Annotated in this window: 17 protein-coding genes; 6 read left to right on the top strand and 11 right to left on the bottom strand. The window is 72.5% G+C overall.

What is annotated here, in order from left to right:
* The first annotated feature begins 20 nt into the window (after positions 1–20).
* On the top strand, positions 21–749 hold the full coding sequence (locus tag HUO13_RS08510) for a TetR/AcrR family transcriptional regulator (protein WP_211900883.1): 729 nt from the start codon (positions 21–23) through the stop codon (positions 747–749).
* A gap of 22 nt (positions 750–771) precedes the next feature.
* Here HUO13_RS08510 and HUO13_RS08505 read toward each other — a convergent pair whose 3' ends face one another.
* Positions 772–1161: a MerR family transcriptional regulator gene (locus HUO13_RS08505; protein ID WP_211900882.1), complete on the bottom strand. Its 390-nt coding sequence runs from the start codon at positions 1159–1161 to the stop codon at positions 772–774.
* A gap of 161 nt (positions 1162–1322) precedes the next feature.
* On the bottom strand, positions 1323–3296 hold the full coding sequence (locus HUO13_RS08500) for an arabinofuranosyltransferase (protein ID WP_249124545.1): 1974 nt from the start codon (positions 3294–3296) through the stop codon (positions 1323–1325).
* A gap of 154 nt (positions 3297–3450) precedes the next feature.
* Between HUO13_RS08500 and HUO13_RS08495 the strand changes: the two genes are divergently transcribed.
* Entirely contained in the window at positions 3451–4062 is a 612-nt protein-coding gene (locus tag HUO13_RS08495; RefSeq protein ID WP_211900881.1) for a DUF2567 domain-containing protein, read from the top strand.
* Between the two features lie 293 nt (positions 4063–4355).
* On the opposite strand, the gene HUO13_RS08490 is transcribed toward HUO13_RS08495, so the two are convergent.
* The 4 genes from HUO13_RS08490 to HUO13_RS08475 all read right to left on the bottom strand — a co-directional run bounded on the left by HUO13_RS08490 (position 4356) and on the right by HUO13_RS08475 (position 7158).
* A complete protein-coding gene (locus HUO13_RS08490) occupies positions 4356–4520 on the bottom strand; it encodes a hypothetical protein (protein ID WP_211900880.1) in 165 nt (54 codons plus the stop codon).
* Between the two features lie 28 nt (positions 4521–4548).
* The gene (locus HUO13_RS08485) at positions 4549–5640 is read right to left on the bottom strand and encodes a hypothetical protein (protein WP_211900879.1); all 1092 of its coding nucleotides are present in this window, start codon (positions 5638–5640) and stop codon (positions 4549–4551) included.
* Positions 5641–5666: 26 nt separating this feature from the next.
* The gene (locus HUO13_RS08480) at positions 5667–6344 is read right to left on the bottom strand and encodes an LON peptidase substrate-binding domain-containing protein (protein WP_211902745.1); all 678 of its coding nucleotides are present in this window, start codon (positions 6342–6344) and stop codon (positions 5667–5669) included.
* A 157-nt stretch (positions 6345–6501) separates the two neighbouring features.
* Positions 6502–7158, bottom strand: coding sequence for an NUDIX hydrolase (locus tag HUO13_RS08475; protein WP_211902744.1), 657 nt, complete (start codon positions 7156–7158; stop codon positions 6502–6504).
* Between the two features lie 153 nt (positions 7159–7311).
* On the opposite strand from HUO13_RS08475, the gene nadA reads away from it, so the two are divergent.
* Genes nadA through nadC form a run of 3 tightly spaced genes read left to right on the top strand, consistent with a single transcriptional unit; the run spans position 7312 to position 10798 of the window.
* The gene (gene nadA, locus HUO13_RS08470) at positions 7312–8349 is read left to right on the top strand and encodes a quinolinate synthase NadA (RefSeq protein ID WP_211900878.1); all 1038 of its coding nucleotides are present in this window, start codon (positions 7312–7314) and stop codon (positions 8347–8349) included.
* The gene (locus HUO13_RS08465; RefSeq protein ID WP_211900877.1) at positions 8346–9947 is read left to right on the top strand and encodes an L-aspartate oxidase; all 1602 of its coding nucleotides are present in this window, start codon (positions 8346–8348) and stop codon (positions 9945–9947) included. Before nadA ends, HUO13_RS08465 begins: the two co-directional genes overlap by 4 nt.
* Positions 9944–10798: a carboxylating nicotinate-nucleotide diphosphorylase gene (nadC, locus tag HUO13_RS08460; protein WP_211900876.1), complete on the top strand. Its 855-nt coding sequence runs from the start codon at positions 9944–9946 to the stop codon at positions 10796–10798. Before HUO13_RS08465 ends, nadC begins: the two co-directional genes overlap by 4 nt.
* Here nadC and HUO13_RS08455 read toward each other — a convergent pair.
* Positions 10735–11379, bottom strand: coding sequence for a Uma2 family endonuclease (locus tag HUO13_RS08455; RefSeq protein ID WP_249124544.1), 645 nt, complete (start codon positions 11377–11379; stop codon positions 10735–10737). The two genes, nadC and HUO13_RS08455, sit on opposite strands and share 64 nt — an antisense overlap.
* Before the next feature lie 143 nt (positions 11380–11522).
* Here HUO13_RS08455 and HUO13_RS08450 point away from each other — a divergent pair, with 143 nt between their 5' ends.
* Complete coding sequence (locus HUO13_RS08450; RefSeq protein WP_211900875.1) at positions 11523–12449, top strand: CPBP family intramembrane glutamic endopeptidase; 927 nt, start codon at positions 11523–11525, stop codon at positions 12447–12449.
* A 4-nt stretch (positions 12450–12453) separates the two neighbouring features.
* On the opposite strand, the gene HUO13_RS08445 is transcribed toward HUO13_RS08450, so the two are convergent.
* From HUO13_RS08445 to HUO13_RS08430, 4 genes are read right to left on the bottom strand one after another with little or no spacing between them, the layout of a single operon-like run.
* Positions 12454–13215, bottom strand: coding sequence for a sulfite exporter TauE/SafE family protein (locus HUO13_RS08445; RefSeq protein WP_349253378.1), 762 nt, complete (start codon positions 13213–13215; stop codon positions 12454–12456).
* 20 nt (positions 13216–13235) lie between these two features.
* A complete protein-coding gene (locus tag HUO13_RS08440; RefSeq protein WP_211902742.1) occupies positions 13236–13802 on the bottom strand; it encodes a rhodanese-like domain-containing protein in 567 nt (188 codons plus the stop codon).
* A 58-nt stretch (positions 13803–13860) separates the two neighbouring features.
* Positions 13861–15273 carry an MBL fold metallo-hydrolase gene (locus tag HUO13_RS08435; protein ID WP_211900874.1) on the bottom strand — a complete coding sequence of 471 codons (1413 nt, stop codon included), beginning with the start codon at positions 15271–15273 and terminating at the stop codon, positions 13861–13863.
* Positions 15274–15326: 53 nt separating this feature from the next.
* Positions 15327–15596, bottom strand: a complete 270-nt coding sequence (locus tag HUO13_RS08430) for a metal-sensitive transcriptional regulator (protein WP_211900873.1) — start codon at positions 15594–15596, stop codon at positions 15327–15329.
* Positions 15597–15749 lie beyond the last annotated feature (153 nt).

The following is a 15749-nucleotide window of genomic DNA, read 5'->3' as shown; positions in this document are numbered from 1 at the left end:
CTCGCGGGTACGCTCCCGCCATGACCGCGAAGCCGAAGACCTCGACGTCCGAGAGCACTCCGGGCGCGGTGTGGTTCCGCCCGGAGAAGCAGTCCAGGGCGAAGCCGCTGCTGACGCAGGACAAGATCGTCTCCGCGGCCGTGGAGCTGCTCGACCGCGACGGCGTGCGGCAGCTCAGCATGCGCAAGCTGGCCGACCGGCTGCAGGCGCACGCGACGAGCCTGTACTGGCACGTGTCGACCAAGGACGACGTCCTGGACCTCGCTCTCGACGCGGTGTTCGGGGAGGTCCGGCTGCCCGCGGAGCCCGGCACGTCGTGGCGTGACGACGTCATCGCCTTCATGGCCGAACTTCGGCGCGTGCTGCTGGGCCACCCGTGGGCGGCGGCCCTGGCGAGCACGCGCCCGCTGGCCGGGCCCAACGCCCTGGCGCGCTCGGAGTTCGTCTACGCCGCGCTGGCGGGGGCCGGCTTCGGCCGCCCCGACGTCCTGGCGGCCGGGGCGGCGGTCTCCAACTACGTCATCGGCTCGGTGTCGGCGGAGTCGGTCTGGCGCCACCAGGACGAGGCGGGCACCCGCTCCGCACTCGCCGAGCACCTGCGCGCCCGCGAGGCCGACTACCCGGCGCTCGCGGGCAACTTCCCGGTTGACGGCGGCGACTGGCAGGCCCACTTCGAGCGAGGCGCGCAGTACCTCGTCGCGGGCATGGCCGCGACAGCCGGGCGGAACGAGGGAGCGACGGAAGGCTGAGTGCGGCGGGGGCGGAGTCCACTCAGGACGCCGGCGCGGCCTCGGCGTCCGATCGCCTCTCCCGCACGGCGTCGAGGTATTCGGCGATGGCGTCGCGGTTGCGGGTCATGCAGTCGATGCGCCGGCTCATGCGGTCGAGCTCGCGTTGGAGGGTGGCGAGCATCTCCGGGGTCGCGTCGGAGAAGTGGATGACGCGGGGCTTGTCGAGGCAGGGCAGGATCTGCTTGATGATCCGGGTCGGGAGGCCGGAGTCGAGCAAGCCCCTGATCTGCGCGACGCGGTCCACGTTGTACTCCTCGTAGTCGCGGTAGCCGTTCGGCGAACGCGCGGCGACGATCAGGCCCTGCTCCTCGTAGTAGCGCAGCAGCCTGCGAGACGTGCCGGTGCGTTCCGACAACTCCCCGATGCGCATGTGACCGACCTCGCACGACCCGGGTTTGGACCCTCACATCCGTGTGAGGGTTCGAGCGTACTCGGCATGGAAACCGAAGCCGCGGTCGCAGCAGCCCGGTCGCCGTATCGCGCGCCGGGCGGGGAAACCGCGCCGGCGCGCGAGGCGAAGCGCCGGGCGGCTCAGCGCCGCGCGATCACGGTGTAGGGGCCGACCACGCGCTTGGTGAACTCCGGCGAGTCGAACACGGCCGCGTCGAAGTAGACCTGGTAGTCGCGAACGTTGGGCTGCTGCGGGAAGGAGTCGCCCTTCAGCTCCACCGACAGCTTCCCGGCGTGCTCGGTGTCCTCTCCGGACGGGTTGCGCAGCACGAAGACGTTCGGGGGCGCGAACCGGCTCTCGCGCAGCATCGCCAGCAGCTCCCCGGAGTCCCGTGCCTGCGACCACCGCTTCACTTCCGCCGCCCGCTCGTCGTAGTCGGCGAGCGGGTTGGCGTAGTGCGGGGTCTCCTGCTGGAAGCCCCAGTACGGCCGGAAGGACATCATCTTGTAGTCGGTGCTCAGCAGGATGTTCCGCTGCGGCGGGCGACCGGTGAGCTGGTCGACGGTCCGAAACACCGCACCGGCCCAGTACCCGGGCTTCTCCGGGTCGCGGTGGCCCATCGCGTTGTCGCCGGTGGGGTAGTAGTCCTCGTAGGCCAGGTCGGTGCCGCCCTTCAGGGAGAGCCCGATGGCGCCCTGCGTCAGCGTGACCGCGCCGAGCAGCCCGAGCGCGAAGGCGACCGTGGAGATCCGCAGGGCGTACCGGGCGTCGAGCCTGGCGCGCAGGTAGCCGACCAGCTCCAGCAACCCCAGCACGCCCGCGGTGGCCAGCACGACGCCGAGGATCACGTTCAGCCGGAACGCCAGCAGCGTGGTCTTGGCCAGCAGCGCCAGCGTCGAGAGCCCGAACCAGCAGTACACCGCGATGACCATGGTCAGCATCGCCGCCGCGACCTCGTTGCGGCGGCAGCGCAGCAGCAGCCACACCAGTCCCGCCATGCACAGCACGCCCAGCGTGCTCGCCTCGGTCATCGGCATCGGGAGGAACGCGCTGTCGCGCGGCAGGTAGTGCTGCGCGGCGCTGCGCGGGTTGTCGAGCAGGAAGTGCGTCGACAGCAGGTACGGCAGCCACACCAGCAGCGCGATGAGCGCGCTGACCACGCCGATCGGCAGCAGTCGCAGGAACAACCGGCGAACCGTCGGCCACAGGGGTTGCCCCTGGTGCACCCGGAACGCGCCGATGACCACCGCCATCGTGACGATCAGCAGCACCGCGAAACCGAAGTGCAGGGTGTAGGTGATCGCGGCGAACCCGACGTAGACGCCGACGCACACCAGCGTCCAGCGGGGTGCCCGGTCCTCGCGGCGCAGCGCGTACCAGGCCAGCACCGCCACCGGGGCCATCCACGCCGCCGACGGCCAGGCGTAGGGCTCCTCGATGCCGTGCAGCATGCCCGCGATCGTGGTTGCCAGCGCGGCCGGCAGCGCCAGCCGCCTGCGCAGCACGATGCTCCACAGCGTGAACGCCACCACGCTGGTCACCGCGACCCACGCCAGCGCGTAGGGCTTGTAGGCCGCCCAGCCCTCCCAGCCGAGGAGGTTGGCGAACCGGCCGCCCAGCCAGAACCACCCGCCCGGGTAGTACGGGGCGGTCTCGGCGTAGTTCATGTCGGCCAGGCCCGGCGTGCTCGCCATCCGCGTCATGAACTGCATCCGGAACGCGTTGTCCGTTGAGGACCCGCCGAAGTAGAAGCGGGTGGACTGCAACGGGATCGCCAGCGCCAGCGTGGTGAACGACGCCAGCGCGACCCAGGTGCCGCCCAGCCGCAGCCAGCGCGGCGAACGGCGGTGTCCGAAGGCGAGCAGGCCGAACAGGACGGTCAGCACCAGCGCGGCGCCCAGCGCGGCGAGCGCTTCGGGCGCGAAGCTCGGCTCGCTGATGCCCAGCCGCACCACCGCGAACTGCAACACCATCGAGACCAGCACCGCCACCACCGACCCCAGCAGGAGTTCGACGACGGTGCTGCGCAAGGGCAGTCGCACCGCCGAGTCCTGCCTCGGCTCATCGATGGGACTGGGGCCGGTCAGCATCGGACTCGGCAGAATTCCCGCCACTTCGCTGGTCCTTCGGTGGAGGGGACAAGGGGGGCCCGCGCAGGATAGTTGATGTGCGGCGGGGCGCTTGCCGCCACCTTCGGGGGATGGCGGGCGCGGTCCGCGCCGAGGTCTAGGGTGGCTGTTCGAGTACAGCCGCCAGGGAGGTGTCCGGGTGCCCGCTGAAGGACCGGTCGAGTCGCCGGGCACGCGCGCGGAGCCGATGCGGATCGCGCCGGAGGAGCTCGCGGGGTTCGGCTACCCGCAGCCGGTGCCGCGCGTGGAGGTCCGGGCCGACCTCCTGCCCGCGGTGAGCGTGCTCTCACTGGTCGCGCTGGTCGGGCTTCCGCTGGGATGGCTGTGGTCGCGGCTGGCGCCGCCGCAGGCGAGCATGATCGAGGCGAACGGCGAGCTGGCCCCCTTGCTGGTGGTCGAGAGCTACCACCGCTTCGACGCCCTGGCGCTGTTCCTGCTGCTCAACTTCGGTGCCGGGCTGCTGGTGGGTGCCGCGTTGTGGATGCTGCGCGGCCGCCGTGGTCCGGTGGTGCTCGTCGGCGCCGTGCTGGGCTCGCTGGTGGCGGGCTGGCTGGCGATGAAGATGGGCGCGTCGTTCGCGGCGGGCCTGCACCCGCTGCCCCCGCAGCCGAGGCCCGGCGACGTGGTCGACGCCGCGCCCGACGTCGCCACCGCGTGGGCGGTCGTGGCCCAGCCGATGGCACTCTCGCTGGCCTACGGCCTGGCGGCGTCCTGGAACGGGCTGGACGACCTCGGCCGCAGGCTCCGCTAGCACCGGCCGACGCGCGGCGTTGGGTTCCTCGATTCGCTAGTTCTATGGCCTCGCTCGCCTGCTGCTCGAACTCCCACAGCCTTTCGATCACGGTCGTGTACTCGTGGTCGCCTTGGACGTAGTGCCAGTCAAGCTGGAAGTCGCCGGGTGCCGCGTCGATCATTCCAGCGATGTAGTCGCGTACTTCCAGGTCAAGATCCGCGAAGTCCTCGACATCGGTGGCGCCGACGCCGTCGATCACGCGACCCAGAGGTCGTCGTCGCGGGTAACGGTGACTCGGTAGGTGGGGTAGCTCATTTCTCCGCCATCCAGGAGTCGCCGAACAGGTGCTTGAGACTGTCTTCGATGCTCCGCATGACGGTCCAGGACGCCTCCCGGTTGTGGCCGGTCATGCCGAAACGGCCGACCTCGTCGCCTTCGCTGTCGCGAATGACGTAGATCTGGCGCGACCCCGACACCGCCTTCTCGGCGTTCAGGCGTGCACGCTCAGCTGTCGGGTCGCAGGGTGCCCGCCATCTGCTGCAGGGTCTGCACCGGCAGTGCTCCTGGGACCTGCTGGTCGGCGATGGAGATGAACACCACCGAGGTCTGGCCGTCGCTGTTGGTCGCCATGATGTTGACCTGGACGCTCGGGGAGTCGCACGGGCCGGGCACCGGGTGGGTCACGGTGGCCACGACCTGCGAGGCGGCCCGGCCGCCGTGGATCTGGATCGGCGTCGGCGGGCTGAACTGCACCTGCGGCTGCTTGCCGTTGACGGTGTAGGCGAGCTGCACCAGCCGCTGCGCGGTCTCGTTGGCCACGGTCGCGTCGTCGGGGCCCTTGCGCGCGGTGACCCCGGCGATGGCGCGGAAGCTGCCCGCGTCCGACGGGCAGAAGCCCGGCTGGTAGATCGAGACGCCGCTCATGGTGACCGGCTCGTCGGCCGGGCCGAAGCCGTGGGTGTTGTCGGGGTTGTCGACCCACCACTCCAGCGGCGCGTCGTAGTACGCGGTGCGCCGGGGCACGTGCACTGCCTGCCAGCCCGGGACCACCGGTGGGACGCCGGCCTTCGGTTCGGAGGTCGGCGCCGCGCTGGTGCTGGCCGGCGGCTTGGGGCTGGTGGTCGACGGCGGCAGCGGTCCCGCCTCGTCGCTGGAATTGGCGTTGTTGACCAGCACGACGACGGTGGTGGCGATGGCGATCACCGCGACGGCCGCGATGGCGATCGCCGCGATCACCGGGCCGCGGCCCCGTCCCGACTGCTGCACCTGCGATGGGCCGGGCGGCTGCGGGTAGCCCCCGAACTGCTGCTGGGGCGGCGGCTGCTGGTTGAAGGCACCGAAGCCCTGGTAGGACGAGCCCTGCTGCTGGCCGCCCTGGTGTTGTCCGCCCTGGTACTGCCCGCCCTGCGGCTGTCCGCCCTGGTACTGGCCACCCTGCGGCTGCCCGCCCTGGGGCTGCGCGCCGCCGGGGAACTGCGGGTTGCCCTGGTACTGGGGGCCGCCCTGGGGCTGCGGAGCTCCCGTGATCGGGTCGTAGTACTGCGGTTGCCCGTACGGGTTCGGGCCCCAGTTCCCGGAGCCGCCAGGTGTCGACATGGGCGTGATCCTATCGAGTGACCTCGTCAGTTCACGCTCGTGTGCGCGGCGAACTCGGCCAGCGGGGCGGGCACCGCCCGCAGCTCGCGCAGGAACTCGGCCTCGCGCAGCATCAGCCTGCGCACCAGCCGCAGCCGCGTGAGCGGATCGGTCTCGGCCAGCAGCGCTTGCCGGTCCTCGGTGCTGAGCACGCAGTCCTCGGCCAGCGCGTACGAGAGCTCGTCGATGCCGGTGCCGTCGTCGGGCGCCTCGTAGCTGTCACCGCGCAGCCCGGTGCCGTGGTAGCGCTCGTGAGCCGAGCGCGCCGAGGCGGCCAGCCGGTCGCGCAGGTCGTCGGAGTCCTCCTCGGGCTCGACGTCGGGCAGCCACTGGACCCGGGCCATCAGGTACGGCGCGGCCTCGCGGTCGATCTGCAGCAGCCGGAACCGCTGCTCACCGCTGCCGGTGATGTCGTAGCGCCCCTCCGGGAGCTGGCGGATGTCGCGCAGCACCGCCGAGCAGCCGACGTCGTACATCGAGTCGACGTTGTCCTCGCCGACCTCCCAGCCCTGCCGGATCGCGACCACCCCGAAGCGCCGGTCCGGCACCACCTCGTTGAGCAGGTCCATCGTGAGCTGCCGGTATCGCGGTTCGAAGACGTGCAGGGGCAGGGACGCGCCGGGCAGCAGGACGGTGCTGAGCGGGAAGAGCGGGAGCGTGTCCATCACGGTCCAAACTTACGACGGACCGATCAGTCGTGGCCACCGATGAAGGTGCCGACGGGCGCAGCCGAGCCCACGACTCCCGGGGTCGTAGCCGCGAGTGCACGGGGCGCGGCCGCTAGTGCGCGGGACGCAGTCGCGAGTCCCCGGGGCGCGGCCGCTAGTCGTGCGAGGGCGGGCGGAAGACCGCGAACGGGTCGGTCACCTGCAGGTCGCGGCTGGTGAACCGGAACAGCGCGGGCGGCCGACCGCCGGTGGGGCCCGCCGAGACGGTGCGGCCGGTGGGTTCGAGCACTCCGCGCCGGGACAGCACGCGCTGCAGGTTGGTCGCCGAGACCTGGTAGCCGAGCGCGGCGGAGTAGATGCGCCGCAGCTCCGAGATCGTGAACTCGCCGGGCGCCAGCGCGAAGCCGATGTTGGTGTAGGAGAGCTTGGCGTGCAGCCGGTCGCGCGCGGCGAGCACGATCCGCTCGTGGTCGAAGGCCGTGCCGGGCAGCGCCGATACGGAGTGCCAGCGGGTGTCCTCGGGGACCTCGGGGTCGACGTCGGCGGGCACCAGGCCGAGGAACGCGGTGGCCACCACCCGCTGCCCGGGGAAGCGGTCCGGGGCGCTGAACACGGCCAGCTGCTCGACGTGTGTGAGCTTGTGCACGTCGACCTTCTCGGCGAGCTGGCGGCGGATGGAGGTCTCGACGTCCTCGGTGGCGGCCAGCCGCCCGCCGGGCAGCGACCAGTGGCCGAGGTGCGGCTCCTGGGCGCGCTGCCACAGCAGGACCTGCAGGTCGCCGTCGTGCGCCCGGAGCACCCCGGCCAGCACTTCGTGACCTGCGTCCTGGTCGGGGTGACCCGTTCGGGTGTTACGATGTGGCACGTTTTCGATTCTAAGGCGAAAACCCCGGGCAGGTGATTCCGGGGTTGATCGGGGCTACTCGGGAGCAGTGTTCGCCGGGGCACCGGTGAGGAGGACGACATGGTGGCGACCGGAGACGTGCTTGCCGGACGCGGCAGCCCGCGGCGGACCGACGACGGCTACGTCGGCGTGACCGGGGACGCAGACTGGGCGCGGGAGGTCCGCAGGCTGGCCGACGAGCGCGGTGCGGTGCTGCTCGCGCACAACTACCAGCTGCCCGAGATCCAGGACGTCGCCGACCACACCGGCGACTCGCTGGCCCTGAGCCGGATCGCCGCCGAGAGCGACGCAGGCACCATCGTCTTCTGCGGTGTGCACTTCATGGCCGAGAGCGCCAAGATCCTCAGCCCGGACAAGACGGTGCTCATCCCCGACGAGCGGGCGGGCTGCTCGCTGGCCGACTCCATCACCGCCGCGCAGTTACGGGAGTGGAAGGCCCAGCACCCGGACGCGGTCGTGGTGTCCTACGTCAACACCACCGCCGAGGTGAAGGCGGAGACCGACATCTGCTGCACCTCCTCCAACGCCGTCGACGTGGTGAACTCGATCCCCGCCGACCGCGAGGTCCTGTTCTGCCCGGACCAGTTCCTGGGCGCGCACGTCAAGCGCGAGACCGGCCGGGAGAACCTGCACATCTGGGCTGGTGAGTGCCACGTGCACGCCGGGATCAACGGTCCCGAGCTCGCCGAGCGCGCGGCGGCCTCCCCGGACGCGGACCTTTTCATCCACCCCGAGTGCGGCTGCGCGACCTCCGCGCTGTACCTGGCGGGGGAGGGCACGCTGCCCAAGGACAAGGTGAAGATCCTGTCCACCGGCGGGATGCTCGACGCCGCTCGTGAGACCGGTGCGACATCGGTGCTGGTGGCGACCGAGGTCGGGATGCTGCACCAGCTGCGCCGGGCAGCCCCCGAGATCGACTTCCGCGCCGTCAACGACCGCGCGTCCTGCCGCTACATGAAGATGATCACCCCGGCGGCCCTGCTGCGCTGCTTGCGCGAGGGCGCCGACGAGGTGCACGTGCCCGCGGACATCGCCGAGCGCGCCCGCGGCTCGGTCGAGCGGATGATCGCCATCGGCAAGCCCGGGGGCGGCGAATGACGTGGGAGTCCGGTGCCGACCTGGTGGTGGCCGGCACCGGCGTCGCGGGGCTGACCGCCGCGCTGCGCGCCCGCGAGCTGGGGCTGCGCGTGCTGGTGGTGACCAAGGACGCCGCGGGCGCGGGCAACACGTCGTGGGCGCAGGGCGGGGTCGCCGTGGTCCGTCCCGGCGAGCACGATCCGGCCGACAGCGTTCACAGCCACGTCGAGGACACCATGACCGCGGGTGCGGGACTGTGCTCGCGGACGGCGGTGCGCTCGATCCTGGCGGCGGGCGCCGGGGCGATCGAGCGGCTGCGCGAGATCGGCGCGCTGTTCGACGCCGCTCCCGGCGGCGCCCTGGCGCGCACGCGGGAGGGCGGTCACAGCGCTTTCCGGGTGATCCACGCCGGTGGTGACGCGACCGGTGCCGAGGTGCAGCGCGCGTTGTCGAGCGCGGCGCGCGACGGCGGCATCCCGGTGCTGGAGCGGCATTGCGTGGTGGACGTGCCGCGCGACGAGCGCGGTGCGGTCGCCGGCGTGCTGGCGCTGGACGCCGAGGGCCGTCCCGGGTTCGTGCACGCGCCCGCCGTCCTGCTGGCCACCGGCGGTCTCGGCCAGATCTACGCCGCGACCACCAATCCCGAGGTCGCCACGGCCGACGGGGTCGCGCTGGCGCTGCGGGCAGGTGCCGTCGTCGCGGACCTGGAGTTCGTGCAGTTCCACCCGACCGTGCTCTACACGCCTGGCGCCGCGCGCGGGCGGCGTCCGCTGGTCACCGAGGCGGTTCGCGGCGAGGGCGCGGTGCTGGTCGACGTCGAGGGTTGCCGCGTGATGGCGGGAGAGCACCCGCTGGAGGACCTCGCCCCGCGGGACGTGGTGTCGGCGGCGATCAACCGCCGGGCCGCCGAGACCGGCGCCGAGCACGTGTACCTCGACGCCACCGGCATCGGTGGCTTCGCAGGCCGCTTCCCGACGGTGTTCGCGGCCTGCCGTGCGGCCGGCGTGGACCCGCTGCGCGAGCCGATCCCGGTGACCAGCGCGGCGCACTACGCGTGCGGCGGTGTGGTGACCAGTGTGGACGGACGGACCACGGTGCCCGGCCTGTACGCGGCGGGCGAGGTCGCCTGCACGGGCCTGCACGGGGCGAACCGGCTGGCGTCCAACAGCCTGCTGGAAGGGCTGGTCGTCGGCGCACGCGCCGCCGAGGCGGCGGCCAAGGACGCGCGCTGCGGGCTGCGAAGCCGCAAACCGGTGTCCGAGCTGGTGTTGCCGTCCGCCGCGGTCGTCGACCGCGACCTGCTTCAGCGGACCATGAGCCGCAGCGCCGGGATCGGTCGGGAGGCCCACGAGCTGTCGGAGGCGGCGACGATGCTCGACCGCTCGGGCGCGGTGCGCGCGCTCGACAGCAGGCAGGCCGTGGAGGACTCGTCGCTGGCGCTGACCGCGCAGGCGCTGCTGCTGGCGGCGCAGACGCGCAACGAGTCGCGCGGCTGCCACCGGCGCACCGACTACCCCGAGGTGGACGACACCCGCTGGCGGCGCAGCATCGCGCTGCGCCTGGACGCGTCGGGCTGGCTGATCCGCACCGAGCCCGAACTCGTGGGAGGAGTGGCATGACGACCGTCGCCGGTCTGGAACCCGACGAGGCGAAGGCGCTGGTACGCACCGCCCTGACCGAGGATCTGCGCTACGGGCCGGACGCGACCACGGAGGCGACGGTGCCCGCCGACGCCGTCGCCGAGGCCGCGTTCAACACCCGCCGCGCGGGTGTCGTGGCGGGTCTGCCGCTGGTCGGGGTGGTGCTCGACGAGGTCCTCGGCGACTACGAGGTGCTGTCGTCGCGCAGCGACGGCGACCGGCTCGCGGCGGGCGACTGCGCGCTGCGGGTGCGCGCGCGGGTGGGCGGGCTGCTCACCGCGGAGCGCACGGCGCTGAACCTGCTGTGCCACCTGTCCGGCATCGCCTCCGCCACGGCCGAGTGGGTCTCGGCGGTGGAGGGCACCGGCTGCCGCATCCGGGACAGCCGCAAGACGCTGCCCGGCCTGCGGCTGCCGCAGAAGTACGCGGTGCGCTGCGGCGGCGGCACCAACCACCGGCTGGGGCTCGGCGACGCGGTCCTCATCAAGGACAACCACGTGGTGGCGGCGGGATCGGTCGTCGCGGCGGTCCGCGCGTGCCGCGACCACGCCCCCGGGCTGCCGATGGAGGTCGAGGTGTCCACGTTGGACGAGCTCGACGCGGTGCTGGCCGAGGACGTGGAACTGGTGCTGCTGGACAACTTCACGCCGCAGCAGTGCGCCGAGGCGGTCCGCCGCACGGCCGCGGTGTCGCCGGCCACGGAGCTGGAGGCTTCCGGCGGACTCACCCTGGACGTGGCCCGCGCCTACGCCGAGACCGGCGTGCACTACCTCGCCGTCGGCGGCCTGACCCACTCGTCCCCGGCCCTGGACCTCGGCCTCGACATGTGAGGGCGAGCCCGCCTCAGCGCAGGTCGGTGAAGTCGACGGTGAGCGGCAGCGGGTCGGTGACCCTTGCCGGTGTCGGCACCCGCCGAGACGTATCCGCGCGTGGTCGGGTCGAGCCGGTAGCGGAACACCGTCAGCCGCTCGTCGTCGGCGTCGCTCTCGAACCGCCAGAAGTGCCGGATTCCGGCAGCCGAGTATTCGGCGGGCTTGTCGGTCTGGTCGGCGGTGACCGAACCGGGTGACATGACCTCGACCACCAGCAGGCAGTGCTGCGGTCGCAACACGTGGTCGTCCGGTAGGGCGGCGTCGTAGACCACGACGTCCGGCCGGCGGTTCAGCAGCGGCACATCCCGCAGGCGGAGATCGATGCTCGTCGCGGCCTCCCACCCGGCCGCGCAGGCGGACTCCAGGAGGGTGCCCAGGCGGCGCACCACGGTCTGATGCGCTCGGTGCGGCGTCGGCGTCACGAGGACGGCCCCGCCGACGATCTCCATGCGGCGGCACACGTCCTCAGGCAGCGCCTCGTAGTCCGCAGCGCTCAACCCGCTGGGTGGCAGGACCATCCATTCCGGAAGTGAGGTCATCGAGACCCTTCCAAGCACGTGTGCCGAGCGCAGCGGCAGACATCCGTGCTCGGCGTCCGCTGCCTCGGCTACTCAGCGTGGGCCTACCTTACCCCCGGTCACCCATGGCCACCGGCGTCGTCCCGGCAGGGCATGATGCGGGCATGCGAACCGCCGCAACCACCGAACCGCCGTCGGAACTGCTCAGCGGGATCTTCCTCGCCAGGAGGCCGACCGGGCCGATCGTCGCGCTGCTGGTCGTGCTCGCCGCGCTGGTCGCCGGCCAGGCCGTGGTCCTGTTCCCGTTCGTGATCCTCGGGGGCGACGCGGGCGGGCTGCTCGGCGGCCGGATGGGCCTGGACGACCAGCTCGTGATGACCTTCAGCTTCGCGGGCGCCGCGCTGCTGCTCCTGCTCTGGGTCCGGTTCAAGGAGCGCAGGCCCGTCGGCAGCGTCGGGTTCCGCCCCGCGACCCGCGTTCCCGCGCGCCTGTTGCTCGGTGCCGGGGTGGCTCTCGCCGCGTTGGTGTTGCCGGTGCTGGTGAATCTCGCATCCGGCCAGTTCACATTGGACGAACCGGTGTTCCGCGCCGCGCACCTCGGCGGGGTGCTACTGGCACTCGTCGGGTTCACGGTGCAGGGGAGCACGGAGGAGATCATCAGCCGCGGCTACCTGATGCAGACCGCCTACCGCAAGTGGGGGCTGACCGCCGCCGTCGTGTTCCAGCTCGTCGTGTTCACCGCGCTGCACGGGGCCAACGTCGGGGTCGGTCCGGTGCCGCTGCTCAACCTCGTGCTGATCTCGCTGCTGCTTGCGTTCTGGGCGCTGGCCGAGGGCGGGCTCTGGGGTGTCTGCGCGTTCCACGTGGTGTGGAACTGGGCGCAGGGCAACGTCTTCGGCGTCGAGGTCTCGGGCATGAACCTGGAGACGACGCTGTTCGACACCGAGGGTGCCGCGGGCAGCAGCACGCTGCTCACCGGAGGGGCGTTCGGCGTCGAGGGCAGCCTGGTCACCAGTGCGGTGCTCGCCATCGGCGTCGTGATCGCGGCACAGGTGTTCCGCCGCCGGCGGCGCGACTCCGCCACGCCGTGACCGCTCAGGACAGCGGGAACAACACCGCGCCAACGGCGACTCCGGCCGCGACGACGAGCACGAGCGCGGCAAAGCCACGCCGGACGGCGCGCGCGGGCAGCCGCGCGGTGAGCTTTCCGGCTGCCAGCGCGACGACGACGGCGGCGCAGCCGAAGGCGAGCACCACCGGGTGGTCGACCTCGACGGCGGTGCGGGCGTGGGCCAGCAGGCCGCCTGCCGAGTTCAGGAACACCACGACCAGTGAGGTCGCCACCGCCTGCCCCGTCGGCAGGCCCATCAGCAGGCTCATCGCGGGCACGACGACGAACCCGCCGCCGACGCCGAACAACCCGGTCAGCACGCCGACCGCCAGCCCCACGGCGGCCGACTTCGGCAGGCAGATCCGCCAGATCACCTCGCCCCGCGGCGTCATGCAGGTGCCCGAGTACTCGTCGCCGTGCCGCAGCATCCGCACGGCGACCACCGCCATCAGCGCGGCGAAGCCGAGCATCAGCCAGCGCTGCGGGAACAGCTCGCCCAGAGCCGTCCCCGCGAACGCTCCCGGAACGCCCACGACGCCGAAGACCGCGGCGATGTGCCACCGCGCCTGCGTCCACCGCTCCCGCGGCAGGAGCCCGGCCAGCGACGACAGCGCGACCACGGCCAGCGAGACCGGGATGGCCGACTCCAGCGGCTGTCCCGCGCCGTAGACCAGCGCGGGCACCGCCAGGATCGACCCGCCCGCGCCGAGCAGTCCCACGCACAGCCCGATCACCGCGCCGAGCAGCGCGGCCGGGACCAGCGCGATCAGCGGGCCGCGGCGGTGTCGGCCGTCAGCGCGGCCAGCAGTCGCGGCGCGTCCTGCGCGGGAGTGCGGTTGTAGGGCAGCAGCGACAGCAGCCGGGCCATGCCGCAGGTGTTGGTGAGCGCGGAGAAGGTCAGCCCGCCCCCGATGAAACCGGCGAGCAGCTTCAGCTTCGGGTACCGCAGGCTGCCCAGCACCCCGGCGAGCACGATCGAACCGGCGACCAGGCGGACCTGCCGCTCCATCGCCCACTTGCCGGTTCCGCGTTCCACCGGCGCGCCCTGCTCCTGCCAGCCGCCGACCCCACCGGAGAGCACCGTCAGCCGTTGGAAACCGTTGTCCTCCAGGAGATCCCGGGCCTGTTGGGCGCGGGCGCCGGAGCCGCACACCAGCACGACGGGGTCGGTGTGCGCGGGGCTGATCGAGGAACCCCGCTCGCGGAGCAGGTCCAGCGGCACGTTGTGCGATCCGGGGATGCGCTCGGCCTCGAACTCACCGGGGGTGCGCACGTCGATCAGCCGGGCGCGCGGGTCGCTGTCGAGCAGCTCGCGGACGCGACCGGTGTCCATTGTGGAGGGAAGTGCCACGGTGGTTCCTTTCGTCGGGGTGATTCGCACGTCGGGAAGGTCATGCGGCGAGCGGCACGCCCGCCTCGCCCGCGGAGCCGAAGGCGTCGTCGACGATGACGACGTGGCGCCCGGCGGCTTCCAGCAGCGACGCCGCGGTGGTCGCGCGGTAGCCGCTGCCGCAGTGCACCCACACCGTGCCCGCGGGAACGTCCTCCATGCGGTCGCGGAGCTCGTGCAACGGCACGTGCACCGCGTCCTCGACGTGGGACTCGCGCCACTCGGTGCCGGTGCGGACGTCCAGGACGACGTCCGGCGCGGGCAGCTCGCCGTCCGCCCCGGACAACGCCCGCGCGAGGTCGGCGAAGCTAGCGGTCCGGGTGCTGCGCAACTGCGCGCCGTCGGTGGCCAGCTCCTCCGGACGTCCGGCGGCTGCCCCGGAAAACCGGTCGATGCCGATGCGGGCGAGTTCGCGCTGAGCCTGCGCCACCTGCCCGGCGCTCTCGCCGAGCAGCGTGACCGGTGCGCCCCAGTCGATCAGCCAGCCCAGCCACGTCGCGAGCTGCCCGTCGAGGCCGAGTGCGACCGTGCCGAGCAGGTGCGAGGCCACGAAAGCCCTGCGGGAACGCAGGTCCACGACCCACTCGCCGCGTTCGAGTGCCGCCGCGATGTCGCGCGGAGTCGCCTCGTCCGGCGGCCGCAGGTCCAGCGGCTCCGGCCCGGCCAGGTTCAGCACGCCCATGTGCGCGTAGTAGGCGGGGTAGGCGTCCAACCCGGAGAGCGTGGTCTCGACGAAATCCTGCTCGGCGAGGGTCAGGGCGGGGTTGGCCCGCTTCTCGTCACCGATCGTCGAGGAGTCGCCACCGGACTGGGTCGCCGAGCAGAAGCTGCCGAAGCCGTGCGTCGGCCAGACGGCCGCGCCGTCCGGCAGCGCGGCGGCGAGCTTGCGCGCCGAGGCGTGCTGGTGGCGCGCGAGCTCGGCGCTGTGGTCCTGGCCGAGCAGGTCGGTGCGCCCGGTCGTGCCGTAGAGAAGCGATCCGCCGGTGAAGACGCCCGCGGGCTCCCCGCCCAGCTCCAGCACGTAGGAGAGGTGGTGGAAGGTGTGCCCGGGCGTGGCGAGCGCCCGGACCCGCAGCCGGTCGGAGACCGCCAGCACGTCGCCGTCGCGGACCGGCACGTGCCGGAACGGCACCTCGTCCGCGGCCGCGAGACCGTAGTCGGCGCCGGTCAGCCGCGACAGCTCCAGGCCGCCGGAGACGTAGTCGTTGTGGACGTGGGTCTCCAGCACCAGCGCGATCCGCGCGCCGAGCCGCCCGGCGGCGGCGATGACGCGGTCGACGTCGCGCTGCGGGTCCACCACCACCGCGGCGTCGCCGTCGGTGGCCAGGTAGCTGCGGTCGCCGAGGGACGAGGTCTCGATGACCTCGACCGCGGGACCACCGGTCGGTCGGTCAGGCGGTTCCATCGTCTCCATCTCCCATACCCGGTGGGGTATGCCGGTCGGGGGCCGCGGCCGGGTCCGGCCGTTCAGGCGAGGGCGAGGAACAGGCGCTCCAGCTCCTGCTCCGTCATCGGCGGTTCGTCGCCGCTGTCGCGGGCGGTCTGGCAGTGGCGCATGCCGGTGGCCACGATCTTGAAGCCCGCCCGGTCGAGGGCGCGGGAGACCGCGGCGAGCTGGGTGAGCACCTGGGCGCAGTCGCCGCCCTCCTCGATGGCCGCGATGACACCGGCCAACTGGCCCTGTGCGCGGCGCAGCCGCGTGAGCGCGTCGCCGAGGAGTTCGGGTTTCATGTCCATTTCCGTCGCCTCCGTGCGCGACCATACCCACGGGGGTATTACTCGTCCAGGGACCGAGGTCCGCGACAGGACACCGGCGCTGACGAGGCCGTCCGCTCCCAGGGCGGCTTCTCGACGAGGGGGCCCAGGGCATCCTGGATCGCCGTCGCGCTC

This window comes from Saccharopolyspora erythraea (assembly GCF_018141105.1).
In the GTDB taxonomy this organism is placed as follows: Bacteria; Actinomycetota; Actinomycetes; order Mycobacteriales; family Pseudonocardiaceae; genus Saccharopolyspora_D; species Saccharopolyspora_D erythraea_A.
This window is presented reverse-complemented; position numbering and strand designations above follow the sequence as displayed.

Excerpts from the sequence above, each read along its gene's own strand:
- HUO13_RS08465 (WP_211900877.1), top strand. The coding sequence starts at position 8,346 with ATGACGTGGGAGTCCGGTGCCGACCTGGTGGTGGCCGGCACCGGCGTC.
- nadA (WP_211900878.1), top strand. The coding sequence starts at position 7,312 with ATGGTGGCGACCGGAGACGTGCTTGCCGGACGCGGCAGCCCGCGGCGG.
- HUO13_RS08455 (WP_249124544.1), bottom strand. The coding sequence starts at position 11,379 with ATGACCTCACTTCCGGAATGGATGGTCCTGCCACCCAGCGGGTTGAGC.
- HUO13_RS08485 (WP_211900879.1), bottom strand. The coding sequence starts at position 5,640 with ATGTCGACACCTGGCGGCTCCGGGAACTGGGGCCCGAACCCGTACGGG.
- HUO13_RS08430 (WP_211900873.1), bottom strand. The coding sequence starts at position 15,596 with ATGGACATGAAACCCGAACTCCTCGGCGACGCGCTCACGCGGCTGCGC.
- HUO13_RS08450 (WP_211900875.1), top strand. The coding sequence starts at position 11,523 with ATGCGAACCGCCGCAACCACCGAACCGCCGTCGGAACTGCTCAGCGGG.
- HUO13_RS08480 (WP_211902745.1), bottom strand. The coding sequence starts at position 6,344 with ATGGACACGCTCCCGCTCTTCCCGCTCAGCACCGTCCTGCTGCCCGGC.
- HUO13_RS08440 (WP_211902742.1), bottom strand. The coding sequence starts at position 13,802 with ATGGACACCGGTCGCGTCCGCGAGCTGCTCGACAGCGACCCGCGCGCC.
- HUO13_RS08505 (WP_211900882.1), bottom strand. The coding sequence starts at position 1,161 with ATGCGCATCGGGGAGTTGTCGGAACGCACCGGCACGTCTCGCAGGCTG.
- nadC (WP_211900876.1), top strand. The coding sequence starts at position 9,944 with ATGACGACCGTCGCCGGTCTGGAACCCGACGAGGCGAAGGCGCTGGTA.
- HUO13_RS08510 (WP_211900883.1), top strand. The coding sequence starts at position 21 with ATGACCGCGAAGCCGAAGACCTCGACGTCCGAGAGCACTCCGGGCGCG.
- HUO13_RS08435 (WP_211900874.1), bottom strand. The coding sequence starts at position 15,273 with ATGGAGACGATGGAACCGCCTGACCGACCGACCGGTGGTCCCGCGGTC.